Genomic DNA, 25,449 nt, shown 5'->3' with positions numbered 1-25,449 from the left:
GCGGCGCGCGGCCGCCCGACGCTCTTCAATTAATATACGCCGCGCGCCATCGCTTGCAGCCGTTCGATGCGGTCCGCGGTCTGCGGATGGGTGCGGAACAGATCGCCCATCCCGCCGCCGCCGGACAAGGGGTTGATGATCATCATCTGCGCGGTTTCCGGGTGCGCCTCGGCGGTGGGCATCACAATGCCCTGCGCATAGTACTCGATCTTCTGCAAGGCGGAGGCCAAGGCCAGCGGGTCGCCGGAAATCTCGGCGCCGCCGCGGTCGGCCTCGAATTCGCGCGCGCGGGAAATCGCCATCTGTATCAGGCTGGCCGCCAGCGGCGCCAGCAGGGCAATGGCCAGACGCGGCAGCCAGCCCACCGGCTGGCCGTTTTCGTCGCGGCCGCCAAAGAACATGGCGAAGTTGGCCAGCGCGGATATCGCGCCGGCCATGGTGGCGGAAATAGTGGAGATCAAGGTGTCGCGGTGCTGGACGTGGGCCAGTTCGTGCGCCATCACCCCGCGCAGCTCGCGATAGTCCAGCATGCGCATGATGCCGCTGGTGGCGGCCACCGCCGCGTGCTCGGGACTGCGGCCGGTGGCGAAGGCGTTGGGCTGCTCTTCGTGAATCACGTAGACGCGCGGCATAGGCAGGCCGGCGCGCTGCGCCAGTTCCGCCACCATGCCGTAGAATTCCGGCGCGCTCTGGGCATCCACCTCCTGCGCGTTGTACATGCGCAGCACCATCTGGTCGGAATTCCACCAAGCGTACACATTCATCGCCCCGCCGAACAGCAGCGCCAGAATCATGCCGCTCTTGCCGCCTATCATGCCGCCGATCAAGGCGAACAGCGCCAGAATCGCCGCCATCAGCAAGGTGGTCTTGAACCAGTTGTCCGTCATTGCCGCCCCCTTTCCTCTCGCCTCAGTCTATCCGCTCACACGCCCAGCCGCGTGCCCGCCAGCTGGCTTCTGCCGGCGACGAAGTCCCGCGCGGCCAGCCGCTTGCCGCCGGCCGCCTGCAGCACGCTCAAGCGCACCAGGCCGGAGCCGCAGCCCACCAGCACGCCGTCCGCGTCCGCGGCGACGATCACGCCCGGCTCGGCCTGGCCGGCCTCCGCGCCGGCCATCCACAGTTTCAGCGCTTCGCCGGCCAGCAAGGTATGCGCGCCGGGCGCCGGGTTGTAGGCGCGGATCGCCCGGGCCACTTCTTCCGCCGGCAGGCTCCAGTCCACCAAGGCCTCGGCCTTGCTCAGCTTCTGCGCGTAAGTGACGCCCGCTTCCGGCTGCTTGAGCGGGGCGATCCCGTCCAGTCCGGCCAGCGTGGAGACGATGGCGCGCGCGCCTTCCACGGCCAGCTTATCGTGCAGCGTGGCGGCGGTTTCGTCGTCGGCGATGGCCACAGGATGGATGGACAGCATGTCGCCGGTGTCCAGGCCCACGTCCATCTGCATGATGGTGATGCCGGTTTCGGCGTCGCCGGCCAGGATGGCGCGCTGTATCGGCGCCGCGCCGCGCCAGCGCGGCAGCAGCGAGGCGTGGATGTTCAGACAGCCGCGCGTCGGAATATCCAGCACCGCCTGCGGCAGGATCAGCCCGTAGGCGGCCACCACCATCAAGTCGGCGCCGATGTCGCGCAGCATCTGCTGCGCTTCGTCGTTGCGCAAGGACGCCGGCTGCTCCACGCGCAGGCCGTGCTCCAGCGCGACCGCCTTGACCGGGCTGGGCTTCAATTTCATGCCGCGGCCGGCCGGACGGTCCGGCTGGGTCAGCACCAGGGCGATTTCATGGCCGGCGGCGATCAACTCGCGCAGCGCGGCGGCGGCAAACTCCGGCGTACCGGCAAAGATCAATTTCATTCAAACCATTCCGGACGGGGCGCCCACGGCGCCGCGGTCACATATTCTGTTTTTCACGCTTTTTCAGCTTGGTCTTGATGCGGGTCTGCTTCATCTGCGACAGGTATTCAACGAATACCTTGCCGTCCAGATGGTCGATCTCGTGCTGGATGCAGATCGCCAGCAGGCCGTCGGCCTCCAGTTCGAACGGCTTGCCGTTGCGGTCCAGCGCGCGCACCTTGACGCGCTCGGCGCGAGTCACTTTGTCGTAAATGCCGGGCACGGACAGACAGCCTTCTTCATATTCCGTCTCGCCGTCCTTGCTCAGGATTTCCGGGTTGATGAACACGCGGCGTTCGTTCCGTTCCTCGGAAATGTCCATCACCACCAGGCGGTGGTGGAAATCGACCTGAGTCGCGGCCAGGCCGATGCCTTTGGCCTCGTACATGGTCTCGAACATATTATCGATCTGGATCTGCAAGGCCTCGTCGAAGACCTCCACCGGCTTGGCCACGGTGTGCAGCCGTTCATCCGGGTAATGCAAAATATTCAACAATGCCATCGGATTTAATGACTCCCCGTCGTTTCATTCACTCATCAAGTTGTCGTATCGCGATCGACACGCCGATAATAGACATGTTCGAAACGCGATTCCTTGTATGCGGGCCACCCCCGCAGGTGTCCGTCCACCTTCATATTGGGGCATTTCCCATGCGTAAAAGCATTATATCCTTCGCCTTGGCCCTCGGGCTCGCCGCGCCCGCCTTCGCCGCCGATCTCCAGTTGAAGGCTGACGCGCCCAGCCGCTACACCGTGAAGCGCGGCGACACGCTGTGGAGCATTTCCGGACGCTATCTGAGCAGCCCCTGGAAATGGCCGCGTCTGTGGCGGATGAACCAGGGCGAAATCAAGAATCCGCACTGGATCTACCCGGGCGACGTGCTGGCGCTGGACTATGTGGACGGCCAGCCGCGGCTGTCGCTGGCGCGAGGCGCGCAGCGCGAAGTCAAACTCTCGCCGCAGGTCCGCGTCGAGACGCTGGATCAGGCGGTGGCCAGCATTCCCGCCTCGGCGATCGAGCCCTTCCTCAAACGGCCGCTGGTAGTGGACATGGCGCAGTTCCTGCAATCGCCCAAGCTGATCGCCGGACCGGAAGAACACCTCACCGTCGCCACCGGGGACCGCGTCTACGCCACCGGCGTCAACGAGGCCGGCACCTGGCAGGCTTACCGGCTGGGCAAGCCGCTGCTGGACCCGGACACCAAGAAGGTGCTGGGCGTAGAAGCGACCTACAGCGGCGACCTGACCGCAGACAAGCTCCAAGGCGACGTTCAGACGCTGAAAGTCAGAAACGTCAGCGAGGAAATCCTGGTGGGCGACCATCTGATGCGCGCGCCGCAGCAAAACTTCAACAACTACGCCCCGCATCCGGCCGACGCCCATCTGAGCGGCAAGGTGGTCTCGGTCTACAACGGCGTGGACGGCGCGGCCCAATACTCCACTATTGTACTCAATCTGGGCCAGTCGCAGGGCGTCGAAAACGGTCATGTGTTCGGCCTGTTCAAAAAAGGCCGCCCGCTGGAAATCAAGGATGAGCAGGGTAAGCGCACGGTGACGCTGCCGGCGGAGCGCGCCGGCAACGCCTTCGTCTACCGCGTGTTCGACAAGGTGTCCTACGCGCTGGTGCTGGACAGCCGCGGCCCGATCTACGTGGGCGACGGCGTGGCCAGCCCCGAGCAAGAATGAAGGCTCCGCCGCATGACTGGCTGTTGCTGGCGCTGACCCCCGGCATCGGCCCGGCCGGCTTTTTACGGCTGATCGACGCCTTCGGCGGCGCCGACGCCGCCTTGAACGCCAACAGCCGCCAGACCGAGCCCTTGATCGGCAAAGAAGCCGCCGAAGCCTTGCAGCGGCGCGAGGCCGCCGCCTCCGCCGAGGCGGCGCTGGAATGGGCGCAAACGCCGGGCTGCCAATTGCTGTCGCTGCTGGACGACGACTACCCGCCGCAGCTGGCCGAATCCAACTCGCCGCCGCCGCTGCTGTTCGCCCGCGGCCGGCGCGAGCTGCTGACCCAGCCCATGCTCGCCATCGTGGGCAGCCGCGCCGCCACGCCGCAGGGCAGGCAGAACGCGGAAAGCTTTTCCCGCGAACTGGCCGAGCACGGCTATTGCATCGTCAGCGGCCTGGCCAGCGGCATCGACGCCGCCGCCCACCACGGCGCGCTCGGACAGCCGCCCGCCACCGTCGCCGTGGTCGGCACCGGCATAGACCGCGTCTACCCGGCCAGCAACCGCCAGCTGGCGCACCGCATCGCCGAGGAAGGCCTGATCCTGTCCGAGTTCGCGCTGGGCATGGGACCGCTGGCCGGCCATTTCCCGCGCCGCAACCGCATCATCGCCGGCCTCAGCCGCGGCTGTCTGGTGGCGGAGGCCAATATCGGCTCCGGCTCGCTGATCACCGCGCGGCTGGCGATGGAGAACAACCGCGAAGTGATGGCCATCCCCGGTTCTATCCACAATCCGCAGTCTCGCGGCTGTCACCGGCTGATCAAGGACGGCGCCAAACTGGTGGAAACCGTGGACGACGTGCTGGACGAAGTGGGCAGGCTGCAACGCAAACGCCCCAGCGCCAAGCCGGCGGCCCCCGCGGCGGAATCGCCGCTGCTTGAAGCCATGGGATTCGACCCCATCAGTATGGATGCGCTTTCGACCACGCTCGGGTTGACTGTGGGGGAGCTTTACGCGATGCTGCTCGAACTTGAGCTGGCCGGCCTGGTGGCCAGCCATCCCGGCGGGCTTTTTCAGCGCCTGAAACCGGGCTGAACCGCGCTAACCCGCACTTTAAGAAGATAGATTGATGTTTGACGTACTCGCCTTCCTGTTTGAACAATTCCGCGATCCGGACGCTTTCGGCGACCGCGGCGCGTTGATGCGCCAATTGGAGGCCGCCGGTTTCGAGGACGAGGAGATCAACGACGCGCTGGATTGGCTGGACGGCATCAGCGGCCTGGACGACAGCGGCTACGTCGGCGCCAACGAAGCCAGCGGCATGCGCGTTTACGCCGAAGACGAGCTGGAGCACCTGCCCGCCGACGTGCGCGGCCTGCTGCAGTTCCTGGAGGATCACGGCGCCTTGACGCCCGCGCAGCGCGAAATGGTCATCGACCGCCTGATGGAACTGCACGGCGACGACATCAACGTCGGCAGCGCCAAGCTGGTGGCCTTGATGGTGTTGTGGGCGCAACAGGCGGAACTGCCCATTCTGCTGGGCGAGGCGCTGTTGGATGCCGTGCATGGCGAACCCACCATGCAATGACTTGTCAGCCTCATGGAGCGGGCTTAACATGCCGCCCTTGGCCGCCGGTTCCGGCGGCCGATCCAAGAGCGCTCTTGCGCTCTTGTTTTATTTGACGAATATATTTTCTGTCGACGCGAAATTTTCAGGGTGAAGCCTTCATCCTCCTTGTCGACGGGAACGCAGCAGCCCACGCCCGGGCCTGGCGCCCTTCTGCCGCGCGGCAGAAACGCCCGGTCCGGACGGATCGGCCGGCATGCCGGCGATTGCACATAGAAAAGATAATATGCCCACCAGTCTCTTGATCGTCGAATCGCCTTCCAAGGCGAAAACGCTGAAGAAATACCTAGGCCCTGACTTTGAAGTCCTGGCCTCCTACGGCCATGTGCGCGATCTGGTGCCCAAGAACGGCGCAGTGGACCCTGAAAAAGGGTTCGCGATGAAATACCAGCTGATCGCGCGCAACAGCAAACACGTCGACGCCATCGTCAAAGCGGTGGGCGACGCCGAACACATCTATCTGGCGACTGACCCGGACCGCGAAGGCGAGGCCATTTCCTGGCATCTGGTGCAGATCCTCAACGGCAAGAAGCTGCTGAAGAACAAGACCGCCCAGCGCGTGGTCTTCCACGAGATCACCAAGAACGCGGTGCTGGAAGCGATCCAGAACCCGCGCGAAATCGCGCAGAACCTGGTGGACGCACAGCAGACCCGCCGCGCGCTGGACTATCTGGTGGGCTTCAACCTGTCTCCGCTGCTGTGGAAGAAGATCCGCCGCGGCCTGTCCGCCGGCCGGGTTCAAAGCCCCGCGCTGCGGCTGATCTGCGAGCGCGAGAACGAAATCCGCGCCTTCGTCGAGCAGGAATACTGGTCTGTGCATCTGGACAGCCACAAGGGCCGCACCAAGTTCGGCGCCAAGCTGACCTCGATGGCCGGCAAGAAGCTGGAACAGTTCGACATCCCCAACGAGGCCGAGCAGGCCAGCATACTGGCGCGGCTGGAAGGCCACCCGGCGGTGGTCAGCAGCATCGAGAAGAAAAAGAAATCTCGCAGCCCCGCCGCCCCGTTCACCACCTCCACGCTGCAGCAGGAAGCCGTGCGCAAGCTGGGCATGACCACCGACCGCACCATGCGCACCGCGCAGCAGCTGTACGAGGGCATAGACATCGGCCAGGGCACCGTCGGTCTGATCACCTATATGCGTACCGACTCGGTGGCGCTGGCGGGCGAGGCGGTGGAGGAGATCCGCGGCTATATCGGCCTGAAATTCGACGGCGACTACCTGCCCAAGAACCCGGTGGCCTACAAGAACAAGTCCAAGAACGCCCAGGAAGCGCACGAGGCGATCCGCCCCACGTCCATCCTGCGCACCCCGGACATGGTCAAGCCCTTCCTGACCTCGGATCAGTTCAAGCTCTACGACATGGTCTGGAAGCGGACGCTGGCTTGCCAGATGGCGCCGGCCAAGTTCGACACCACCAGCATAGACATCGCCGTCGGCGAAGGCGTTTTCCGCGCCACCGGCCAGGTGCAGACCTTCGCCGGCTTCCTCGCCGTGTATGAAGAAGACGTGGACGACGCCGAGGACGAGGACAACGCCAAGCTGCCGCTGCTGGACGAGGGCGAGACCCTGCCGGTGGACAAGCTCTACGGCACCCAGCACTTCACCCAGCCGCCGCCGCGTTATTCGGAAGCCTCGCTGGTGAAGGCCCTGGAAGAATTCGGCATCGGCCGGCCGTCCACTTACGCCAGCATCATCTCCACGCTGAAAGACCGCGAATACGTGGTGCTGGACAAGAAGCGCTTCCTGCCCACCGACACCGGCGACATCGTCAACAAATTCCTGACCGAGCACTTCGCGCAATACGTGGACTACAACTTCACCGCCAAGCTGGAAAACCAGCTGGATGAAGTGGCCAACGGCCAGCGCGAATGGGTGCCGGTGATGGACAGCTTCTGGAAGAACTTCTCCAAGCAGATCGCGGAGAAGGAGAGCATCTCCCGCGCCGAGGTCACCACCGAGAGCCTGGACGAAGCCTGTCCAAAATGCAGCAAGCCCTTGTCCATCAAGTTCGGCAAGCGCGGCCGCTTCATCGCCTGCACCGGTTATCCGGACTGCGATTACACCCGCAATATGGGCGAAACCGCCGAACAGGCTGCGGAAGAGGCGGAAGCGCCGACGGTGATCGAAGGCCGCAGCTGCCCGGAGTGCGGCGGCGAGCTGCACATCAAGAAAGGCCGCTACGGCAAGTTCATCGGCTGCGCCAACTACCCGAAGTGCAAGCACATCGAGCCGCTGGAAAAGCCGCGCGAAACCGGCGTGGGATGCCCGGAATGCAAGGCCGGCCAGCTGATCGAGCGCAAGAGCCGCTACGGCAAGCTGTTCTACAGCTGCAACACCTATCCCAAGTGCAAGTACGCCACCTGGAATCCGCCGGTGGCCGAACCGTGCCCGAAGTGCAATTGGCCGATCCTGACCATCAAGACCACCAAGCGCCGCGGCACCGAGAAAGTCTGCCCGCAGAAGGAATGTGGCTATAGCGAGGTGATCGCGCCGCCGGAAGGCAAGGAAGCCGAGCCGGCTTAAGGGCTCCGCTTACGACAACAGCCCTGCGCGGGACACCGCGGCAGGGCTGTTTTCATTGAGGCCTCGCTTACGCTTGCGCCAAGCGCCGGATCACGCGGCCGGCGGCTCTGTGGGCCGGCGCGCCGCCTCGGCTTCGCGAATTTCCCTGCCCAGAAAGTAATTGAGCGCGGTGCGCAGCACCGCGATGGCGCCCAGCTTGCCGATCTGGTCCCAACTGGGCGCCACCGCTGTGGACAGGATGTCGGCCGCCAATTGCAACTCCAGCGCCAGCGCCAGGAAGCGGGCGAAGCTAAGCCGCACCTGGTTGTAATCGTCATGGTTGGCGCTGAGGCAGCGGCGAACATAGCGGACGCCCAGGGCCAGGATGCCGACGCCTATCACCAGCGCGCCCAGCGCTTCCACGCCCAACTTGAGCCAGAGCACGATGTTCAACACCCACTCCTCGACTCCGGATTCCACTGGCGACATCATCGGACGGCTCCCTCTTGGTTCAGGCAGCCGTCACCTTACCCGCTTCAGGCAAACAACACCAGGCACCACACCACGGTCAGATTGATCAGGCCCAGCAATTGAGCGGCGCTGCCCATGTCCTTGGCGCGCTTGGCCAGCGGATGCCGCTCCAGCGAGGTGTGGTCCACCGCCGCCTCGATCGCGGAGTTCAGCAATTCGATGATTAGCGTCGCCAGCGAGCTGGCCACCAGCAAGGCGCGCTCCAGCGGCTGGGCATGGATGACGAAGGCCAGCGGGATCAGCACCGCCGCCAGCAGCACCAGCTGGCGGAAGGCGTCCTCATGCCGGAACGCCGCCTTGAGGCCGTCCAGCGAGTAGCCGAAGGCGTTGATCAGGCGGGTGATCCCGGTTTTGCCTTTGAAAGGACTTTCTTTCATGGAGGAGTCCGTAAGATTGGCGCAACGGCCGGCGCCCCAGCATGCCAGACCAAGATGACGCCAATAAAAAATAAAACGGCCGGCGTCGCGGCCGGCCGTGGCGAAATGGAGAAAGCCCAGCGTCAGTGCGGCTGGCAGCGCCGCTCCAAGGCGTCGATGTACAGGCCGGCGACCTTGATCTCGGTCTGGTCCATGATTTCGCGGAAGCAGGTGGGGCTGGTGACGTTGACCTCGGTCAGATAGTTGCCGATCACGTCCAGCCCGGCCAACAGGATGCCGCGCTTTTTCAGCTCCGGTCCCACCGTCCTGGCGATTTCGCGATCGCGCTCGGTCAGCGGCCGCGCCTCGCCGCGACCGCCAGCGGCCAGATTGCCCCGGGTCTCCCCCGCCGCCGGAATGCGCGCCAGGCACCACTCCACCGGCTCGCCGTCTATCACCAGAATGCGCTTGTCGCCGTCGCGGATCTCCGGAATGTAGCGCTGCGCCATCACCGTGCGCTTGCCGCGCAGCGTGATGGTTTCAATGATCACAGACAGATTGGCGTCGTCCGGGCGCAGCCGGAAAATGCTGTCGCCGCCCATGCTGTCCAGCGGCTTCAGGATCACGTCCTGATGCTGATTGATGAAGGCGCGCAGGCGGTGCGCCTCGCCGGTGATCAGCGTGGGCGCGGTCAGCTCCGGGAACTGCAAAATGGCCAGCTTCTCGTTGAAATCGCGCAGCGCCTGGCCGCTGGTGAACACCTTGGCCCCCTGCGCCTCCGCCAGCGTGAACAGCTGAGAGGCGTACAGGTATTCCATGTCGAAGGGCGGATCCTTGCGCATCACAGTGGCGCTGAAGGACTGCAAGGGCTGGCGATGCACTTCGCCCAGCTTGAACCAGGCCGGATGCTCGCCCTCGTACTGGCCGGTCAGGCTCAGATCGCGCGCGTCCACCAGCACGCGGCCGCCCTCCACCGACAATTGATGGGCCTGGGCGAAGCTCAGGGCATGGCCGCGCGCGGCGGCCTCCTGCATCATCGCGAAGGTGGTGTCCTTGTAAAGCTTGAAGTGATCCAGCGGATCGGCAATGAACAGGATGCGCATGATTATCGGTCCTCGCTTGGCTTGGCGGCGTCGCGCAGCATGCGTTCCATGCCGCTGCGCGCCGTTTGCATCATCTCGTCGGCCTGTGCGGCGACGGAAAGGAAAGTGGGCTCGTCGGCCCCATTATAGGAGCAGCCGAGGTAGCGCAGCGCTTCGCCCTGCTGCGGCGCGCCCAGCAGCGCCGCCAAGGGATTGGCGGACATCTCGTAGACGGACAGCATCGGCCCTTCCGCACCGACGAAGCGGTAATACTGCTCCGTCGCCCGGATCGGCGCGCGTTTGAGCCGCAGCCGGGACGCGGCTTCGGCCATTGTCCAAGCGGACGGCAGCGGCACCGACACGAACTCCTTGTGCAGCGCCAGCCGCGTCGTCTCCGCGCCGAACACCCGGATCGGCCGTTTCAGATCATAGGCGTAAACGCCCAGCGTGCTGGCCTGCTCGTTCTTGCGTATCCAATCCGGCCCCTTGTCGAACACCACGTCCAGCAAGGCCGGCTGCAAGGCCTGGTAGCGCTCGAACGACGCGCACTGCACCAGTTCCTCCAGCGCCTGCGGCGTCAAGGCCTCGTCGGCGGCCGCCGAGGCCGTCGCCGCCAACAGCGCCAGGCTCAGCCAGGCTTTCATTCGTCCGCGTCCGGATCGGTGGCTTCCAGCTCCAGCGAGGCGGCCAGCAGCGCCAGCCGCGAAATCACGCCGTAGGCGTAGAAACGGTTGGGCGCGCAGTCCGGCGTACCCTGCTTGTCCGGCAGGCAGGCGGTTTCGAACGACAGCGGCACGAAGTGCATGCCCGGCGCGTTCAGGTTTTCATCGATGCCGCGGCCGGTGTGCACACGGTAGAAACCGCCGGTCACGTAGCGGTCCATCATGTAGACCACCGGCTCGGCCACCGCATCCTCCACCGTTTCGAAGGTGTACACGCCCTCTTGCACGATGACCTCGGACACCTCCAGGCCTTCCTTGACCACCGACATCTTGTTGCGCGCCTTGCGGTTGAGACCCAGCACCTCGTCCGGGCTCTTCACGCTCATCACGCCCATGCCGTAGGTGCCGGCGTCCGCCTTGACGATGACGAAGGGATCGTTGTCTATGCCGTATTCGCGGTATTTGACGCGAATCTTGTCCAGCATCCGCGACACCTCGTCCGCCAATTGCTCCTCGCCGGTGCGGGCGTGGAAATCCAGGCCGCTACAGCTGGCGAAATAGGGATTGATGGTCCAAGGATCGATGGAGATCAAACGCGCGAAGTCCTCGCACACCTTGTCGTAGGCGGCGAAGTGGTTGCTCTTGCGGCGCACCGCCCAGCCGGCGTGCAGCGGCGGCAGCAGGTTCTGCTCCAGGCCTTTGAGCAGGTCGGGAATGCCGCCGGACAAATCGTTGTTGAGCAGGACCACGCAGGGGTTGAAGCCGTCCGCCAGCACCAGGCGGTTGCCGCGGCGTTCGATGGGCTCCAAGCGCACGATGTCGCCGTTGGCCGATTGCAGCTCGGTCGGCTCGGTGATTTCCGGGTTCAGCGAGCCCAGGCGCACCTTGAGGCCGGCCTGTTCGAAAATATGCACCAGCGCGGCGATGTTCTGCAGGTAGAAGGTGTTGCGGGTGTGGTTTTCCGGTATCAGCAGCACGCTGCGCGCTTCCGGACACACTTTTTCCACCGCGCTTTGCGCGGCGTGGACCGCCAGCGGCAGAAAGTCGCGGTTCAGGTTGTTGTGGCCGCCGGGAAACAGGTTCATGTCCACCGGCGCCAGCTTGAAACCGCTGTTGCGCAGGTCCACCGAGCCGTAGAACGGCGCCGCGTGGTTATGCCACTGACTGCGGAACCAGTGTTCGATCTGAGGCTGGGCAGTCAGGATGCGGCTTTCCAGTTCGTAAAGCGGGCCGGTCAGTGCGGTTGCCAGATGCGGAACGGGCGGCATGGAATCCCCTTGGGTTTTCGAATTGAATTCGCTAATGGTGGGGGTGGCGCGGGATGAATTCAAGACTTGTTGTGTTGGGACCGTCAAAAAGCAAAGGACGCTTGCGCGTCCTTGTCGGTTTGGCCCGCGGGCCGCATCGTCACAACGGCCAGGGTTCGCCGTAAGCCTGCTGATACAAGTCCTTCAGCGAGTCCCAGTCGAAGAAGTGATTCTGGCAGCCCGGCGTGGTGACCTTGATCGCGCCGATCACATTGGCCAGACGGCCGGTGATCTTCCAGTCCAGGCCGCGGCTGATGCCGTAGAGCAGGCCGGCGCGGAAAGCGTCGCCGCAGCCCATCGGGTCCACCGGCTTGATCGGCATTTGCACGCGCGGGATCAGGTGCACGGTGTCGCCGACGTAAATCTCCGCGCCCTTGGAGCCGCGGGTGACGATCAGCGCCTCCACCTTTTTGCGCAAGTCCTCCACCGACAGGCCGGCGCGTTCGCGCATCAGCTCGCTCTCGTAGTCGTTGATGGCCACATAGCTGGCCAGTTCGACGATCTCGTGGATCTCGTCGCGCGACAGCAGCGGCAGCTCCTGACCCGGATCGAAGATGAAGGGAATGCCGGCCGCGGCCAATTCCTTGGAATGCTGCAGGAAGGCGCTGTAGCCGCCGGGCGACAGAATCGCCAGCTCGATCGGCCCCGGAATATCCGATATGTGGTTTTCGGTGGCAAAATCCATGGCGCCGGGATGGAAGGCCATCAATTGATTGCCATCCTTGTCGGCGATGCCGAAGCACTGCGAGGTATACTGCTTGCGGATCAAGCGAATGAAGCGGTCGTCCACGCCGGCGCGTTTCAGATGTTGGCGATACGGCTCGAAATCCTCACCCACCACGCCCATGACGATGGGGGTTTCGCCCAACAGACACAGGCTGTAGGCGATATTGCCGGCCATGCCGCCGAATTCGCGGCGCATGGTCGGGGCCAGGAAGGTCGTGGAAATTTTGTGCAGCTGATCCGGCAGGATCTGGCTGTCAAAACGGCCATGAAACGAGAACAGGGTATCGTATGCGAGGGCCCCGCAGACGAGGATAGACATGCCCACTCCGCAAAAAGGTCAATCGACCATTTTAACATGAAACATTTGTTTGGTTCACGTCGAGAACTTTGACCTTGTCGGATATCCAATACACTTCAAACACCTACCGGAAGCTCAACAAGATGCTGAAACGACTGCTCGCCCCCGCGCTGATCGCGCTGCTGCCGCTCTCCGCCATGGCCGCGCCCACGCTGGAACAAACCCATTTCACCAAGCTGCAAGGCGGCGACGCCACCATCGCCGCCTATAAGGGCAAGGTCACGGTGCTGAATTTCTGGGCCACCTGGTGCGGGCCTTGCCGCGAGGAAATGCCGATGCTGAACCGCCTGCGCGCCAAGCTGGCGCCCAAGGGCGTGGAAGTGGTGGGCGTGGCGCTGGACAATAAGGAAGAAGTCAGCGCCTTCGTCGGCCAGCTGAAGATAAGCTATCCCATCCTGCTGGGCGACAGCGACACGCTGAACCTGATGCGCAGCCTGGGCAACGCCACCGGCGGCCTGCCTTACACCCTGATCCTGGACCGCAAGGGCAAGATCGCCGCCAAGCTCACCGGCCTCTTGGACGAGAAAAAACTGGAAGCGGCGATCAAAGCCCAGTTGTAAACCGCTCGGCGACGGCCATTGACGCCGGCCGCCGCCCAAGCCTCCTCAGCGGCCGGCTCTGCGCCGGCCCACTTCCGCCGCCAAGGCCTCGGCCTCCGCCGGCAAGGCCTGCGCCACATGCCAATAACGCCGGCAATCCGGCGTCCGCCCCAGCAAGCCCTGCTCCACCAGCTCGCGCCGCAGCAACACATGGTCGCCAAAGGCTTCTTCGGCGCGGATCAAGGCGTTCGCCTCCGGCTCGGACCACTGCTCCCCGCCCGGCAGGCTGGCCCACAAGACCCACAGGCAGACGCGCTGTTCGCTGAATTTCTTAGGCCAGCGCGTCAAGCGCCCCTCGGCGTCGTAATGACGCAACAGCCGCGTCGTCGCCGCGGACAGGCCGGCCGGCGGCGCCGGACGTTCGCATTCCGCCCGCCAGTGCTGGAAGTTCTGGAAGCCGGCGGAACGCGCCAGCATATTGAGGATGTGCACATGGCTGGGCGGAGCGCTTTCCTGCGCCCATTGCTGTTTGAGCGAACGCGCCAGCGCGGAGATGTCGCTGCAATAAAAGGGATAAAGCGTACGAGACATGGTTCGAATCCTGTCGTCGTGCCAAGGTCGGGAGGGACTGCCGCGGTCGCCGTTACGGCCTGGCACGGGTTCGAGCCAAGCGGGATGAATCTAGCCAAGACAGGTTTAGCGTGGTGAGGGCACCGGCGACGCCTGGGTGAACTGTTGACCCGCGACGATGCTAACACCGCGCCGTCCGCTTGCAAAGCGCGCGGGCATGAAGAAAGCCGACGCTCGCGCGTCGGCTTTGGGCCCTGCGGCTACCGGATCACTCCAGGCGGCCGTGGCACTGCTTGTACTTCTTGCCGCTGCCGCATGGGCAGGCGTCGTTTCGGCCGATACGCAGACCCTGCGCCGCCAGCGCGTCCGGGGACAGCGGATTGTCCTCGTCCTCGCCCAGCGCCGAACCCGGCGCGGCGTGCTGCATTTCGTACTCGCCCACCTGATGCGGCTCCACCGCGTCCACGTCCTCCTGGCTGCGGATCTGCACCGTCATCAGCACATTGACCACGCTGCGCTTGATGCGCTCCAGCATGTCGGCGAACAGTTCGAAGGCTTCGCGCTTGTATTCCTGCTTGGGGTTCTTCTGCGCGTAACCGCGCAGGTGGATGCCCTGGCGCAGGTGATCCATCGCCGCCAGATGTTCGCGCCAGTGATTGTCCAGCATCTGCAGCACCAGGCTGCGCTCGAACTGGCGCATCACGCCGTCGCCGGCCAGCTCCACCTTGGCCTGATAGGTCTCGGCGGCTTGCTCGATGATGCGTTCGCGGATGCTTTCGATGTCCAGCGCCGGCTCGGCCTTCAGCCATTCGCTGACCTTGATCGGCAGCAGGAATTCGGCTTCCAGCGTTTTCTCCAGGCCCGGCAGATCCCACTGTTCTTCCATGGATTCCGGCGGCAGGTGCAGGTCCACCAGGTCGGACAACACGCCTTCGCGCATATTGACCACCACGTCGGACACATCGCTTTCCACCAGGATTTCATTGCGCTGCTGGTAGATCACCTTGCGCTGGTCGTTGGCGACGTCGTCGTATTCCAGCAATTGCTTGCGGATGTCGAAGTTGCGGCCTTCCACCTTGCGCTGGGCGTTCTCGATGGAGCGGGACACCCACGGGTGCTCGATCGCCTCGCCTTCCGGCATTTTCAGGCGGTCCATGATCGCGGCGACGCGATCGGAGGCGAAGATGCGCAGCAGCGGGTCTTCCAGGCACAGGTAGAAACGGGAGGAGCCCGGGTCGCCCTGACGGCCGGAACGGCCGCGCAGCTGGTTGTCGATACGGCGCGATTCATGGCGCTCGGTGCCCACGATGTGCAGGCCGCCGGCGGCCAGCACCTGATCGTGCACCACTTGCCAATCGGCGCGGATCTTCTCGATGCGCGCGCGCTTCTCCTCGGTGGACAAGCTGTCGTCGGATTCGACGCCCTTGATCTCCGGCTCCGGATTGCCGCCCAGCACGATGTCGGTGCCGCGGCCGGCCATATTGGTGGCCACGGTGATCACGCCGGGGCTGCCGGCCTGCACCACGATGTCGGCTTCGCGCGCGTGTTCCTTGGCGTTCAGCACATTGTGCGGCAGCTTGGCCTTTTGCAGCAGATTGGCGATCAGTTCGGAGTTTTCAATGCTGGTGGTGCCCACCAGCACCGGCTGGCCGCGCTCGTGGCAGTCCTTGATGTCGGCCAGGATGGCGTCGTACTTCTCCTTGGCGGAGCGGTAGACCTTGTCCTGCGCGTCCTTGCGGACCATGGGCCGGTTGGTCGGGATCACCACGGTTTCCAGGCCGTAAATGCTCTGGAATTCGTAAGCTTCGGTGTCGGCGGTGCCGGTCATGCCGGCCAGCTTGCCGTACAGACGGAAGTAGTTCTGGAAGGTGATCGAGGCCAGCGTCTGGTTCTCGCGGTTGATCTCCACGCCTTCCTTGGCTTCCACCGCCTGGTGCAGGCCTTCGGACCAGCGGCGGCCGGACATCAGGCGGCCGGTGAATTCGTCCACGATCACCACTTCGCCGTCCTGCACCACATAGTGCTGGTCCTTGTGGAATAGCGAGTGGGCGCGCAGAGCGGCCATCAGATGGTGCATCAGCGTGATGTTGGTGGCGGAATACAGGCTGTCGCCTTCCTTCAGCAGGCCCAGACGGGTCAGGATTTCTTCGCTGTGCTCGTGGCCCGCTTCGGACATCATTACCGAGTTGGCTTTCTCGTCCACCCAGTAATCGCCCTCGCCCTCTTCGGTTTCCTGGCGCTTCAGCATCGGCGGCACCGCGTTCATGCGCTGGTACATGTCGATATTGTCGTCGGCCGGGCCGGAGATGATCAGCGGGGTGCGCGCTTCGTCGATCAGGATGGAGTCCACCTCGTCGATCACCGCGTAGGCCAGCTTGCGCTGCACCTTCTCTTCCACGCTGAACACCATATTGTCGCGCAGATAGTCGAAGCCGAATTCGTTGTTGGTGCCGTAGGTGATGTCGCAGGCGTAGGCGCTCTGCTTCTCGTCGTGCGGCATCTGGGACAGGTTGACGCCCACGGAGAGGCCGAGGAAGTTGTACAGCTTGGCCATGATGCCGGCGTCGCGGCTGGCCAGGTAGTCGTTGACGGTGACGACGTGCACGCCGTCGCCGGTCAGCGCGTTCAGATAGGACGGCAGCGTGGCCACCAGGGTCTTGCCCTCGCCGGTGCGCATCTCGGCGATCTTGCCGTAGTGCAACACCATGCCGCCGATCAGCTGCACGTCGAAATGGCGCATGCCCAGTACCCGGCGCGAGGCTTCGCGGCACACCGCGAAGGCTTCCGGCAACAGGCCGTCCACCGTCTCGCCCTTGGCCAGACGTTGCTTGAACTCATCGGTTTTGGCCGCCAAAGCCTCGTCGGACAACGCTTTCAAGCCCTCTTCCAGAGCATTGATGCGCACCACCGTCTGGTGGAATTGCTTCAGAAGCCGGTCATTGCGGCTGCCGAATACTTTTTTAAGCAAAGAAGAAATCATGTAATCGAATCCAGAGACCAGCGGGCTGTTTAGGTAAGGTGTCCGCAAAAATGCCTGAAAGTGTAGCACATTAGCAGTCTTATTTTATGGGGGCGCGCTTGCGCTGTATCAAGGGGGCAGGCGCTGCGCGCGGCCTTTATTTTCCTCCGCGCCCGGCCGCCGCGGGATGCGCGCGCGAAAACCGCCCGCCGCGGCGCGGCCGCGTCCCAAAGCGCGCGGCGCTGGCGGGCGGAAGCGGATCAAACTCAAACAAGTGTTGGTTTTAACCCACGTTTCCCTGACAAATTCGAGCAAACACTCAATTAAATTGACACCCGCTGTCATGCCACTTTAATAATCCCCTCAAACAATAGCGCCTTTCCGACAAGGGCCGCCCACGGCCCGATTCAGACACAAGCACGCAGGACAATAGAGGGGAGACATCGATGGATCGCAGACAGTTTCTGAAGTGGAGCGGCTTCTTGACCGCCTCCGTCGCCGCCGGCGGCTTGAGCGCATGCGGCGGCGGGGGCGGGGGCGCGGGCAGCCTGCCCGGAGGCTCCGGCGCCGCGATCGGCGTCAACGGCAGCGGCTTTAGCCAGGGCGTGGCCTCAGGCGACCCCAAGCCGGACAGCATCGTGTTGTGGACCCGTGTCGACGGCGGCGACGGCGGCCAGAACGTCAAAGTCACGCTGCAATTGTCCGACCGCGCGGACTTCTCCACCCTGCTGGTGAACGTGGCGCTCAGCGCCCAGCCTGACTGGGACTACACCATACGCCACAAGGTCACCGGCCTTGGCAGCGCCGCCACCTACTACTACCGCTTCCTCACCGGCCCGGCGGTCAGCATGACCGGCCGCACCAAGACCGCGCCGGCCGCCGGCGCGCCGCTGTCCCAGCTCAAGTTCGCCTTCATTTCCTGTCAGGACTGGAGCGTCAACCACTGGGGCGCTTTCGAGGAATTGGCCAATCAGGATCTGGACTTCATCGTCCACCTGGGCGACTACATCTACGAAACCGTCGGCGCCGGCTTCCAGAGCGGCGGCAACGAAACCCGCCACCCGGCGCTGAGCCTGCCCAACGGCACCCTGCGCGCCGACGGCGCCCGCTACGCCACCACGCTGGCAGACTATCGCGCGCTGTACAAGTCCTACCGCAACGACGCCCGCCTGCAGAAACTGCACGCCAGCTTCCCGATGATTGCGATCTGGGACGACCACGAGTTTTCCGACGACTGCTGGCAGGACCGCCAGGAATACACCGCCACCGACGACAGCTCGCCGCAAACCGCGCGCCGCCGCAGCGCCAGCCAGGCCTGGTTCGAAAACATGCCGGCCGACGTACGGCTGGACTTGAACAACCCCTCGTTCCAGAACATCCAGATCTACCGCAGCTTCACCTTCGGCGACCTGGCCACCCTGGTGATGACCGACGAGCGCCTGTACCGCAGCGACCACATCATCCCGGAGACCCAAGCCGGCGGCGAAATCGGCAGCCGCTACTTCGTGCAGAAAAACACCCTGGCCCAGGTGGAGGCCGCCAAGATGGCCTCCACCGGCGGCAATCTGCTCAATGTCTCCATCCTGGGCGAGACGCAGCGCGCCTGGTGGCAGACTCAGATGAAATCCGCCGCCACCACCTGGAAGCTGTGGGGCAATGAAGTCTCGCTGCTGCGCATGGGCTTTGACGGCACCGTCGCGGTGGCCTCGCTGCTGACCCAGGGCCTGGCGCCGCAACTGGCCGGCATGGGCCTGACGCTGACCCAGCCGCAGATCGCCCAGCTGCAAGGCGCGCTCTATCTGGACCTGGCCGCCGCCAACACCAGCGGCTCCACGCCCGTGGTCAGCTACACCAACACCCAGCCGCTGTTGAACACCCTCAGCGGCGGCGCGATCTCCGCCGGCGTGTTCAACGCCGCCATCAAGCCCGGCCTGGACGCCAGCCTGCCGCCGTCGATGTTCTTCGATAAATTCATCCTCAACGCCGATCAATGGGACGGCTACAACGCCGAACGCAAAGCGCTGATGGCCTATCTGAAAGCCCAGGGCGTCGCCAATGTGGTGGCGCTCACCGGCGACATCCACGCCTTCTTCGCCGGCCCGGTGATGGACGACTACGACGCCGCCAGCCCCGCACCGGTGATGGTGGACCTGGTCACCGCCGGCGTGTCCAGCAACTCGCTGTTCAGCTATTTCAAAAACGTGGTGGACACCGTGCCGGCCTTCTCCAAGGCCAAACCGCTGATCTACACCACGGTCAGCGGCCAGGTGGTCAACACCTTCACCAACACCCTGCAAAGCTTCAACAGCTGGCTCAAATACGTGGACAGCGACGCCCAGGGTTACGCCTTGGTCACGCTGACGCCGGCCAAACTCAGCTGCGCCTTCCACAAGGTGGGCGCGCTGAACGGCGGCGCGGCGCCCAGCCCGGCCACCGCCAGCGTCAAAACCGTGGAAGTGACGGCCGGCAGCCCCGCCGTCAACGTCTTGTAAGCATTGGCGCCGCCGCCCGCTCGGAACACCGGGAGCGGGTGGCGAAACGCCTCTCAGTTTCAAACAGTACAATCCGTCACAAAAGCCCAACAAATCTGCGGCGCCGGTAACATTCCCGTCCACGCAACTCTGCTAGTATCCAGCGCCTACGCCACGCGCATTTTCCCGCCGCAAACCAGCCTCCGCGACAGCCCGCCGTCCCTGATGCTGGCCTATGCTGTGAAGGCAGGCGGGCCGATCCCGGCCGCGCGTCGCGCCGCAACCCCAGATCGTCGGGCCGGCTTTCCGCCGCAACTCCGCCCGGACAAAACAGACTACACACCGCCGGCGTCGGCGGCGATAAACCGGAGAGGCCCGATGACAGCCGTTGTCCGCCATTTCATGCCCGCCACGGCCAAGCGGCTGATTCCCAACCGCTGGGATCTGATCGCGTTTCCGCTCCTGCTCGGCTTCCTGCTGATGGCCACCACCGGCATCCGTGAAACCTGGGCGCCGCTGACCGCGCTGCAAACCGTTCCCATCACACTGGACCCGGCCAATCTGCCGGAATACGCATTGCGCACCACGCTGCGCATGCTGGCCGCGATGGCCGCCGCGCTAGTCTTCACCCTGGTTTACGGCACGCTGGCGGCCAAGAGCCGCCGCGCCGGCCTGCTGCTGGTGCCCATGCTGGACATCCTGCAATCGGTGCCGGTGCTGGGCTACATCTCCTTCACCGTCACCTTCTTCCTGGCGCTGTTCCCCGGCCGGGTGCTGGGCGCGGAGTTCGCCGCCATCTTCGCCATCTTCACCAGCCAGGCCTGGAACATGACCTTCAGCTTCTACCAGTCGCTGCGCACCGTGCCGCGCGATCTGGAGGAAGTCTCCGTCAATCTGCGGCTGACGCCGTGGCAGAAGTTCTGGAAGCTGGAAGTGCCGTTCTCCATGCCCGGCATGATCTGGAACATGATGATGAGCATGTCCGGCGGCTGGTTCTTCGTGGTGGCCTCGGAAGCCATCACCGTGGGCGACAAGACCGTCACCCTGCCCGGCGTCGGCTCCTATCTGGCCATGGCCATCCAGCACAAGGATCTGGCCGCGGTGGGCTGGGTGATCCTGACCATGACCGTGGTCATCGTCGTCTACGACCAGTTCCTGTTCCGCCCCATGGTGGCTTGGGCCGACAAATTCCGCCTGGAAGACACCTCCAGCCAATCCGCGCCGGAGTCCTGGGTGCTCAAGCTGATCCAGCGCACCCGCGCCATCCAGCTGCTGCTCAAGCCCTTTGGCAAACTGCTGCGCAAAGCCGCCCGGCTGCGCCTCAACTACAGCCTGCCGCAAGGCCTGCATTCGGAGGCGCAAACGCCGGTGTCGCGCGGCATCGACGTGGTCTGGTGGCTGCTGGTGGCGGCGCTGGGCCTGCTGGCCAGCTGGAAGCTGCTGACCTTCATCCATACCGAAGTGGGCCCGGCCGAAGTGCTGCGCGTGCTGGGCCTGGGCCTGATCACCCTGCTGCGGGTCACCTTGCTGATCCTGCTGGCCTCGCTGATCTGGGTGCCGCTGGGCGTGCACATCGGCCTGCGCCCGGCGCTGGCGGAAAAAATCCAGCCGCTGGCCCAGTTCCTCGCCGCCTTCCCGGCCAATCTGCTGTTCCCGGTGTTCGTGGTCTTCATCGTCCACTTCAAGCTCAATCCGGATATCTGGCTGTCGCCGCTGATCGTGCTGGGCACCCAGTGGTACATCCTGTTCAACGTGGTGGCCGGCGCCAGCGCCTTCCCCAACGATTTTCGCGAAGCCGCGGCCAATTTCCGCATCCGCGGCTGGCAATGGTGGCGGCAAGTGATGCTGCCCGGCATCTTCCCCTACTACGTCACCGGCGCGATAACGGCGTCGGGCGGAGCCTGGAACGCCAGCATCGTGTCCGAATACGTGTCCTGGGGCGACGACAAACTGGCCGCCCACGGCCTGGGCGCCTATATCGCCCAGACCACCGCCGCCGGCGACTACCCCAAGATCCTGCTCGGCATCGCCGTGATGTCCATCTTCGTCGTTCTGTTCAACCGCCTGCTGTGGCGTCCGCTGTACGCCATCGCCGAAAACAAACTCCGTCTCAGCTAAGGGGGCAACCATGACACTAGACACCACCACCCCCGGACGGGAAATCTTCCAGCTGAAAAACGTCTGCCGCGGCTTCAACAAGGGCAATGACGAAATCCAGGTGCTGGACGACGTCAACCTGACGCTGCGCGAAGGCGAGATCGTCGGCCAGCTGGGCCGCTCCGGCTCCGGCAAATCCACCTTGCTGCGCATCATCGCCGGCCTGATCAAGCCCAGCAGCGGCGACGTCCGCTACCACGACAAGCCCTTGACCGGCCCGGCCGAAGGCGTGGCCATGGTGTTCCAGACCTTCGCGCTCTTCCCCTGGCTGACCGTGCTGCAAAACGTGGAGGCCGGCCTGGAAGCGCTGGGCGTGGAAGCCAAGGAACGCCGCCGCCGCGCGCTGGCCGCCATCGACCTGATCGGCCTGGACGGCTTTGAAAACGCCTACCCGCGCGAACTGTCCGGCGGCATGCGCCAGCGCGTCGGCTTCGCCCGCGGCCTGGTGGTCAACCCCACCCTGCTCTTGATGGACGAGCCCTTCTCCGCGCTGGACGTGCTCACCGCCGAAACGCTGCGCACCGATATGCTGGATCTGTGGAGCGAAGGCCAGTTGCCCATCCAGTCCGTGCTCATCGTCACCCACAATATCGAAGAAGCCGTGTTCATGTGCGACCGCATCCTGGTGCTGTCGTCCAATCCCGGCCGCGTGGTGGCGGAAATCAAAGTGCCCTTCCCGCACCGCCGCAATCGGCTGGACCCGGCCTTCCGCAAAATGGTGGACGACATCTACGCGCTGATGACCGCGCGCCGCAGCGCCCACACCCTGCACAAGCTGCCGCTGGAAATCGGCAGCCAGTTGAGCGAGGTCTCCACCAACCTGATGGCCGGCCTGATCGAGGAAGTGGCGCAAGCGCCGTATCACGGCAAGGCAGACATGCCGGAAATCGCGGAAAAGCTGCGGCTGGAAGTGGATGAGTTGTTCCCGGTAGCGGAAATCCTGGAGCATCTGGGCTTCGCCGAACTGAAAGACGGCGACATCCTGCTCACCGCCGCCGGCAAGCTGTTCGCCGACTACGGCACCCAGGAACGCAAAGTGCAGTTCGCCGAACACCTGCTGCGCCACGTGCCCATGGCCGCCCACATCCGCAAAGTACTGCAGGAACGCCCGGGCCAGCGCGCGCCGCGGCTGCGCTTCGCCCAGGAGCTGGAAGACTCGCTGTCCGACGAAACCGCCGAAGAGACGCTGGACACCGTGATCAGCTGGGGGCGCTACGCGGAAATCTTCTCCTACAACGACCACAGCGAAACCTTCAGTCTGGAGGATGTGGAAGGCGGACAGTAAGACTTGGGGGCGCCGCCGGCCCAAGGCTCCCCAAGCGCCCCCCTCAGCGGCTACAATGGACTGTTTTCACTAGACTGCCCGCCATGTTCGGACGCCAATTCAACGACATCGCCAGCAAAGACAGCACCCTGACCCGGCTCACCGCCGAGGCCAAAGAGCTGATGAAGCTGGACCGCGCCTTTCAGAAACTGCTGCCGCCGCTCTTGGTCGGCAGCTGCCGCGCCGTGCGCATCCGCGACGACGAGCTGGTGATTTACACCGACACCGGCATCATCGCCGCCCGCTTGCGCATGCTGGCCCCCGGCCTGTTGCCGCAATTGGCCAAGCAAGGCTTCATCGCCGGCAAGACCCGGGTCAAGGTGGATGTCCGCCTGGCGCGCAAGCCGCGTGAAAAAAAGCTGAAAATCAGCCAGAACGCGTTGGACGGTATGGAAGAAGCCGCCGCCAGCGTCAGCAATCCGCTGGTCAGCGCCGCGCTGGCCAAGCTGATCGCCCACCACCGCAAGTAAAGACCGGGACCACCGCCCAGCTTGCCGCCGCCGGCCAAACCGGCTTAAAGTCGCGGCATGAAACAACACATCATCATATTGATCGCCGGTCTCGCCGCCGGCTTCGCCCAAGCCGCGCCGACGGAACAGCCGACGCCGGCCGAGGCGGAAGCCGCTTTCAAGGCCCAGGCGCTCGCCTCATTCGATTCCAAGCCGGAATCCACCCACACCCTGCTGATGCGCTCCATGGTGGAGTCCACGCTCAAAGACCTGCGCGTCACCGCGGTGAACGACTGCCAGAACGACGAGGAAAACGCCACGCTGGACTGCGAAGTCAGCTATCAGGCCCGCAAGCTCACCGGCAAGCCGGTGGAGCGCGAACAACGGATGCGCTTCAGCCGCCAGGACGGCCAATGGCGCATCGTGCCGCCGCCCAAGGACGCGGACGACGAAGAAAGCGGCGCCGCCTCCGCCCCGCAATAGGCTCAGGCCGGCTGGGCCTCGAAGCTGTCCGCCCGCGCCATCTGCCACATGCGGCCGTAAAAGGCCGCCTTGATCTCCGGCTCCAACAACTCGCCCGGCTGCAAAAAGACGTGCAGCTGAGAAAACAGGCGGATCTCGGTATCGCTGACGCGGCGCACCAAGTGGTGCGGCCGCAGCTGCGACGGATGTTCCAGCCCGGCCGAGGCCAGCATCTCCGCCAGCGCCTTCATGGTGTTGCGGTGGAAATGAAACACCCGGTCCGCCTTGTCCGGCACCACCAGCGCGCGCTGGCGCAGCGCGTCCTGCGTCGCCACCCCGGTGGGACAGCGGTTGGTGTGGCAGCTCTGGCTCTGGATGCAGCCGATGGCGAACATGAAGCCGCGCGCGGAATTGGCCCAGTCCGCGCCGATGGCCAGCACGCTGGCGATGTCGAAGGCGCTGACCAGCTTGCCGCTGGCGCCTATCTTGATCTTGTCGCGCAGATTCAGCCCCACCAGCACATTGTGGACAAACAGCAGGCCCTCGCGCAGCGGCACGCCGATGTGGTCGGTGAACTCCAGCGGCGCCGCGCCGGTGCCGCCCTCCTTGCCGTCCACCACGATGAAATCCGGCAGAATCCCCGTTTCCAGCATCGCCTTGGCGATGCCCATGAACTCCCACGGGTGACCCAGGCAGAACTTGAAGCCCACCGGCTTGCCGCCGGACAGCTCGCGCAGCCGGGCGATGAAGCGCATCAGTTCGATCGGCGTGGAAAACGCGCTGTGGCGCGACGGCGACACGCAATCCTGCCCCAGCGGCACGCCGCGGGTGGCGGCGATTTCCGGCGTCACCTTGTGCTTGGGCAGAATGCCGCCGTGGCCGGGCTTGGCGCCCTGACTCAGCTTGATCTCAATCATTTTCACCTGCGGATTGCGCGCCTGCTCGGCGAAGCGCTCCGCGTCGAAACCGCCGGCCGCGTCGCGGCAGCCGAAATAGCCGCTGCCCAGCTCCCACACCAGCGCGCCGCCATGTTCCAAGTGGTAAGGGCTGATGCTGCCCTCGCCGGTGTCGTGATAGAAGTCGCCGCGTTGCGCGCCCTGGTTCAAGGCGCGGATGGCGTTGGCGCTGAGCGCGCCGAAACTCATCGCCGACACATTGAACAGGGACGCCGAATACGGCTGTGCGCACTGCGGGCCGCCGATCTCCACGCGGAAACCGGCCGGATCGCTCAGCGGCGCCGGCCGCATCGAATGGCTGATGAACTCAAAGCCCGGCTGGTACACATCGATCAAGGTGCCGAACGGCTTGTCCGCGCCCTCGTTCTTGGCCCGCGCGTACACCAGGGAGCGCTGCGCGCGCGAAAACGGCAGCTGCTCGCGGTCGGACTCCAGCAAATACTGGCGGATTTCCGGACGGATGCTTTCCACCAGGTAGCGGATATTGCCCAGGATCGGGTAATTGCGCCGCACCGCGTGACGGGTTTGCAGCAGATCGAACACCCCCAGCAGCGTCAGCGCGGCCGCCGCCAGCGTGAACGGCCACAACCACTCGTAATGGACGAAAGGCAGGCTGAACAAGGTGAACAACAGGCAACAGGAGAAGAAAGCGTAACGGCTCAACAAAGACACACTCATGTGGACTCCAAAACTAGGTGGCGGAGAAGGCCCAGGGTAAGGTGACGCCCCGCCGCGCACAAGCCGCGGCAAGCGCCCATTCACATTAATAAATACATTCACTACATAGATAGTCCGCCACCTGATCTAAAGGCCGGCTCCACAAACACGACGACTATCCGGAAGATAACATCGCTCGAC

General features: G+C 64.4%; 22 protein-coding genes. 10 read left to right on the top strand and 12 right to left on the bottom strand.

Translation table 11 applies throughout. From position 1 onward, the window contains the following. Positions 1-29: 29 nt before the first annotated feature. From htpX to def, 3 genes are read right to left on the bottom strand one after another with little or no spacing between them, the layout of a single operon-like run. A complete protein-coding gene (gene htpX / locus DB032_RS00745) occupies positions 30-887 on the bottom strand; it encodes a zinc metalloprotease HtpX (RefSeq protein ID WP_107797871.1) in 858 nt (285 codons plus the stop codon). A gap of 35 nt (positions 888-922) precedes the next feature. Then, positions 923-1,843: a methionyl-tRNA formyltransferase gene (gene fmt / locus DB032_RS00740; RefSeq protein WP_107797870.1), complete on the bottom strand. Its 921-nt coding sequence runs from the start codon at positions 1,841-1,843 to the stop codon at positions 923-925. Positions 1,844-1,880: 37 nt separating this feature from the next. Then, complete coding sequence (gene def / locus DB032_RS00735) at positions 1,881-2,384, bottom strand: peptide deformylase (RefSeq protein ID WP_107797869.1); 504 nt, start codon at positions 2,382-2,384, stop codon at positions 1,881-1,883. Positions 2,385-2,533: 149 nt separating this feature from the next. Between def and DB032_RS00730 the strand changes: the two genes are divergently transcribed. The 4 genes from DB032_RS00730 to topA all read left to right on the top strand — a co-directional run bounded on the left by DB032_RS00730 (position 2,534) and on the right by topA (position 7,703). Beyond that, positions 2,534-3,568 carry a LysM peptidoglycan-binding domain-containing protein gene (locus tag DB032_RS00730; RefSeq protein WP_107797868.1) on the top strand — a complete coding sequence of 345 codons (1,035 nt, stop codon included), beginning with the start codon at positions 2,534-2,536 and terminating at the stop codon, positions 3,566-3,568. Continuing rightward, a complete protein-coding gene (dprA, locus tag DB032_RS00725; RefSeq protein ID WP_107797867.1) occupies positions 3,565-4,644 on the top strand; it encodes a DNA-processing protein DprA in 1,080 nt (359 codons plus the stop codon). The genes DB032_RS00730 and dprA overlap by 4 nt, the downstream gene beginning before the upstream one ends. Positions 4,645-4,678: 34 nt before the next feature. Further along, positions 4,679-5,137 carry a DUF494 family protein gene (locus DB032_RS00720; protein WP_048413521.1) on the top strand — a complete coding sequence of 153 codons (459 nt, stop codon included), beginning with the start codon at positions 4,679-4,681 and terminating at the stop codon, positions 5,135-5,137. Positions 5,138-5,402: 265 nt separating this feature from the next. Continuing rightward, positions 5,403-7,703 carry a type I DNA topoisomerase gene (topA, locus tag DB032_RS00715; protein ID WP_107797866.1) on the top strand — a complete coding sequence of 767 codons (2,301 nt, stop codon included), beginning with the start codon at positions 5,403-5,405 and terminating at the stop codon, positions 7,701-7,703. A 90-nt stretch (positions 7,704-7,793) separates the two neighbouring features. Here the strand turns inward: topA and DB032_RS00710 are convergent, their stop codons facing one another. The 6 genes from DB032_RS00710 to DB032_RS00685 form a co-directional block, all read right to left on the bottom strand. After that, a complete protein-coding gene (locus DB032_RS00710; protein ID WP_107797865.1) occupies positions 7,794-8,174 on the bottom strand; it encodes a DUF1622 domain-containing protein in 381 nt (126 codons plus the stop codon). A gap of 44 nt (positions 8,175-8,218) precedes the next feature. Then, entirely contained in the window at positions 8,219-8,590 is a 372-nt protein-coding gene (locus tag DB032_RS00705) for a diacylglycerol kinase (protein WP_107797864.1), read from the bottom strand. 122 nt (positions 8,591-8,712) lie between these two features. Continuing rightward, positions 8,713-9,672, bottom strand: a complete 960-nt coding sequence (gene gshB / locus DB032_RS00700) for a glutathione synthase (protein WP_107797863.1) — start codon at positions 9,670-9,672, stop codon at positions 8,713-8,715. A gap of 2 nt (positions 9,673-9,674) precedes the next feature. Then, positions 9,675-10,295 carry a hypothetical protein gene (locus DB032_RS00695; protein ID WP_107797862.1) on the bottom strand — a complete coding sequence of 207 codons (621 nt, stop codon included), beginning with the start codon at positions 10,293-10,295 and terminating at the stop codon, positions 9,675-9,677. Next, a complete protein-coding gene (gene gshA / locus DB032_RS00690; RefSeq protein WP_107797861.1) occupies positions 10,292-11,581 on the bottom strand; it encodes a glutamate--cysteine ligase in 1,290 nt (429 codons plus the stop codon). The genes DB032_RS00695 and gshA overlap by 4 nt, the downstream gene beginning before the upstream one ends. Before the next feature lie 139 nt (positions 11,582-11,720). Further along, the gene (locus DB032_RS00685; RefSeq protein ID WP_107797860.1) at positions 11,721-12,665 is read right to left on the bottom strand and encodes a carbohydrate kinase family protein; all 945 of its coding nucleotides are present in this window, start codon (positions 12,663-12,665) and stop codon (positions 11,721-11,723) included. Positions 12,666-12,787: 122 nt separating this feature from the next. Between DB032_RS00685 and DB032_RS00680 the strand changes: the two genes are divergently transcribed. After that, complete coding sequence (locus DB032_RS00680) at positions 12,788-13,264, top strand: TlpA disulfide reductase family protein (RefSeq protein WP_107801581.1); 477 nt, start codon at positions 12,788-12,790, stop codon at positions 13,262-13,264. 45 nt (positions 13,265-13,309) lie between these two features. On the opposite strand, the gene DB032_RS00675 is transcribed toward DB032_RS00680, so the two are convergent. Both DB032_RS00675 and secA read right to left on the bottom strand, forming a co-directional pair. Next, on the bottom strand, positions 13,310-13,834 hold the full coding sequence (locus DB032_RS00675; RefSeq protein ID WP_107797859.1) for a DUF2087 domain-containing protein: 525 nt from the start codon (positions 13,832-13,834) through the stop codon (positions 13,310-13,312). Between the two features lie 247 nt (positions 13,835-14,081). Beyond that, positions 14,082-16,793: a preprotein translocase subunit SecA gene (gene secA, locus DB032_RS00670; protein ID WP_107797858.1), complete on the bottom strand. Its 2,712-nt coding sequence runs from the start codon at positions 16,791-16,793 to the stop codon at positions 14,082-14,084. Between the two features lie 425 nt (positions 16,794-17,218). Here secA and DB032_RS00665 point away from each other — a divergent pair, with 425 nt between their 5' ends. From DB032_RS00665 to DB032_RS00645, 5 genes are all read left to right on the top strand, one after another. Beyond that, the gene (locus DB032_RS00665; RefSeq protein WP_107797857.1) at positions 17,219-19,264 is read left to right on the top strand and encodes an alkaline phosphatase; all 2,046 of its coding nucleotides are present in this window, start codon (positions 17,219-17,221) and stop codon (positions 19,262-19,264) included. A gap of 357 nt (positions 19,265-19,621) precedes the next feature. Continuing rightward, the gene (locus DB032_RS00660) at positions 19,622-21,361 is read left to right on the top strand and encodes an ABC transporter permease subunit (protein WP_107797856.1); all 1,740 of its coding nucleotides are present in this window, start codon (positions 19,622-19,624) and stop codon (positions 21,359-21,361) included. A gap of 10 nt (positions 21,362-21,371) precedes the next feature. Beyond that, positions 21,372-22,685 carry an AAA-associated domain-containing protein gene (locus DB032_RS00655; protein WP_107797855.1) on the top strand — a complete coding sequence of 438 codons (1,314 nt, stop codon included), beginning with the start codon at positions 21,372-21,374 and terminating at the stop codon, positions 22,683-22,685. An 83-nt stretch (positions 22,686-22,768) separates the two neighbouring features. Continuing rightward, positions 22,769-23,194 (top strand): DUF721 domain-containing protein, encoded by a 426-nt coding sequence (locus DB032_RS00650; RefSeq protein WP_048413534.1) that lies wholly within the window; start codon positions 22,769-22,771, stop codon positions 23,192-23,194. Positions 23,195-23,251: 57 nt separating this feature from the next. Beyond that, positions 23,252-23,656: a hypothetical protein gene (locus DB032_RS00645; RefSeq protein WP_107797854.1), complete on the top strand. Its 405-nt coding sequence runs from the start codon at positions 23,252-23,254 to the stop codon at positions 23,654-23,656. Between the two features lie 2 nt (positions 23,657-23,658). Here the strand turns inward: DB032_RS00645 and DB032_RS00640 are convergent, their stop codons facing one another. Then, on the bottom strand, positions 23,659-25,269 hold the full coding sequence (locus tag DB032_RS00640; RefSeq protein ID WP_107797853.1) for an FMN-binding glutamate synthase family protein: 1,611 nt from the start codon (positions 25,267-25,269) through the stop codon (positions 23,659-23,661). Between the last annotated feature and the right edge of the window lie 180 nt (positions 25,270-25,449).

The sequence above is a fragment of the Chromobacterium sp. Panama genome (assembly GCF_003052555.1).
Taxonomy (GTDB): Bacteria; Pseudomonadota; Gammaproteobacteria; order Burkholderiales; family Chromobacteriaceae; genus Chromobacterium.
Note: the sequence above shows the minus strand (reverse complement) of the source record. Positions and strands in the feature narration are given on the sequence as shown.

What these genes read in the sequence shown, in the direction of transcription:
- htpX (WP_107797871.1), bottom strand. Translation starts at nt 887, where the DNA reads ATGACGGACAACTGGTTCAAGACCACCTTGCTGATGGCGGCGATTCTG.
- fmt (WP_107797870.1), bottom strand. Translation starts at nt 1,843, where the DNA reads ATGAAATTGATCTTTGCCGGTACGCCGGAGTTTGCCGCCGCCGCGCTG.
- def (WP_107797869.1), bottom strand. Translation starts at nt 2,384, where the DNA reads ATGGCATTGTTGAATATTTTGCATTACCCGGATGAACGGCTGCACACC.
- DB032_RS00730 (WP_107797868.1), top strand. Translation starts at nt 2,534, where the DNA reads ATGCGTAAAAGCATTATATCCTTCGCCTTGGCCCTCGGGCTCGCCGCG.
- dprA (WP_107797867.1), top strand. Translation starts at nt 3,565, where the DNA reads ATGAAGGCTCCGCCGCATGACTGGCTGTTGCTGGCGCTGACCCCCGGC.
- DB032_RS00720 (WP_048413521.1), top strand. Translation starts at nt 4,679, where the DNA reads ATGTTTGACGTACTCGCCTTCCTGTTTGAACAATTCCGCGATCCGGAC.
- topA (WP_107797866.1), top strand. Translation starts at nt 5,403, where the DNA reads ATGCCCACCAGTCTCTTGATCGTCGAATCGCCTTCCAAGGCGAAAACG.
- DB032_RS00710 (WP_107797865.1), bottom strand. Translation starts at nt 8,174, where the DNA reads ATGATGTCGCCAGTGGAATCCGGAGTCGAGGAGTGGGTGTTGAACATC.
- DB032_RS00705 (WP_107797864.1), bottom strand. Translation starts at nt 8,590, where the DNA reads ATGAAAGAAAGTCCTTTCAAAGGCAAAACCGGGATCACCCGCCTGATC.
- gshB (WP_107797863.1), bottom strand. Translation starts at nt 9,672, where the DNA reads ATGCGCATCCTGTTCATTGCCGATCCGCTGGATCACTTCAAGCTTTAC.
- DB032_RS00695 (WP_107797862.1), bottom strand. Translation starts at nt 10,295, where the DNA reads ATGAAAGCCTGGCTGAGCCTGGCGCTGTTGGCGGCGACGGCCTCGGCG.
- gshA (WP_107797861.1), bottom strand. Translation starts at nt 11,581, where the DNA reads ATGCCGCCCGTTCCGCATCTGGCAACCGCACTGACCGGCCCGCTTTAC.
- DB032_RS00685 (WP_107797860.1), bottom strand. Translation starts at nt 12,665, where the DNA reads ATGTCTATCCTCGTCTGCGGGGCCCTCGCATACGATACCCTGTTCTCG.
- DB032_RS00680 (WP_107801581.1), top strand. Translation starts at nt 12,788, where the DNA reads ATGCTGAAACGACTGCTCGCCCCCGCGCTGATCGCGCTGCTGCCGCTC.
- DB032_RS00675 (WP_107797859.1), bottom strand. Translation starts at nt 13,834, where the DNA reads ATGTCTCGTACGCTTTATCCCTTTTATTGCAGCGACATCTCCGCGCTG.
- secA (WP_107797858.1), bottom strand. Translation starts at nt 16,793, where the DNA reads ATGATTTCTTCTTTGCTTAAAAAAGTATTCGGCAGCCGCAATGACCGG.
- DB032_RS00665 (WP_107797857.1), top strand. Translation starts at nt 17,219, where the DNA reads ATGGATCGCAGACAGTTTCTGAAGTGGAGCGGCTTCTTGACCGCCTCC.
- DB032_RS00660 (WP_107797856.1), top strand. Translation starts at nt 19,622, where the DNA reads ATGACAGCCGTTGTCCGCCATTTCATGCCCGCCACGGCCAAGCGGCTG.
- DB032_RS00655 (WP_107797855.1), top strand. Translation starts at nt 21,372, where the DNA reads ATGACACTAGACACCACCACCCCCGGACGGGAAATCTTCCAGCTGAAA.
- DB032_RS00650 (WP_048413534.1), top strand. Translation starts at nt 22,769, where the DNA reads ATGTTCGGACGCCAATTCAACGACATCGCCAGCAAAGACAGCACCCTG.
- DB032_RS00645 (WP_107797854.1), top strand. Translation starts at nt 23,252, where the DNA reads ATGAAACAACACATCATCATATTGATCGCCGGTCTCGCCGCCGGCTTC.
- DB032_RS00640 (WP_107797853.1), bottom strand. Translation starts at nt 25,269, where the DNA reads ATGAGTGTGTCTTTGTTGAGCCGTTACGCTTTCTTCTCCTGTTGCCTG.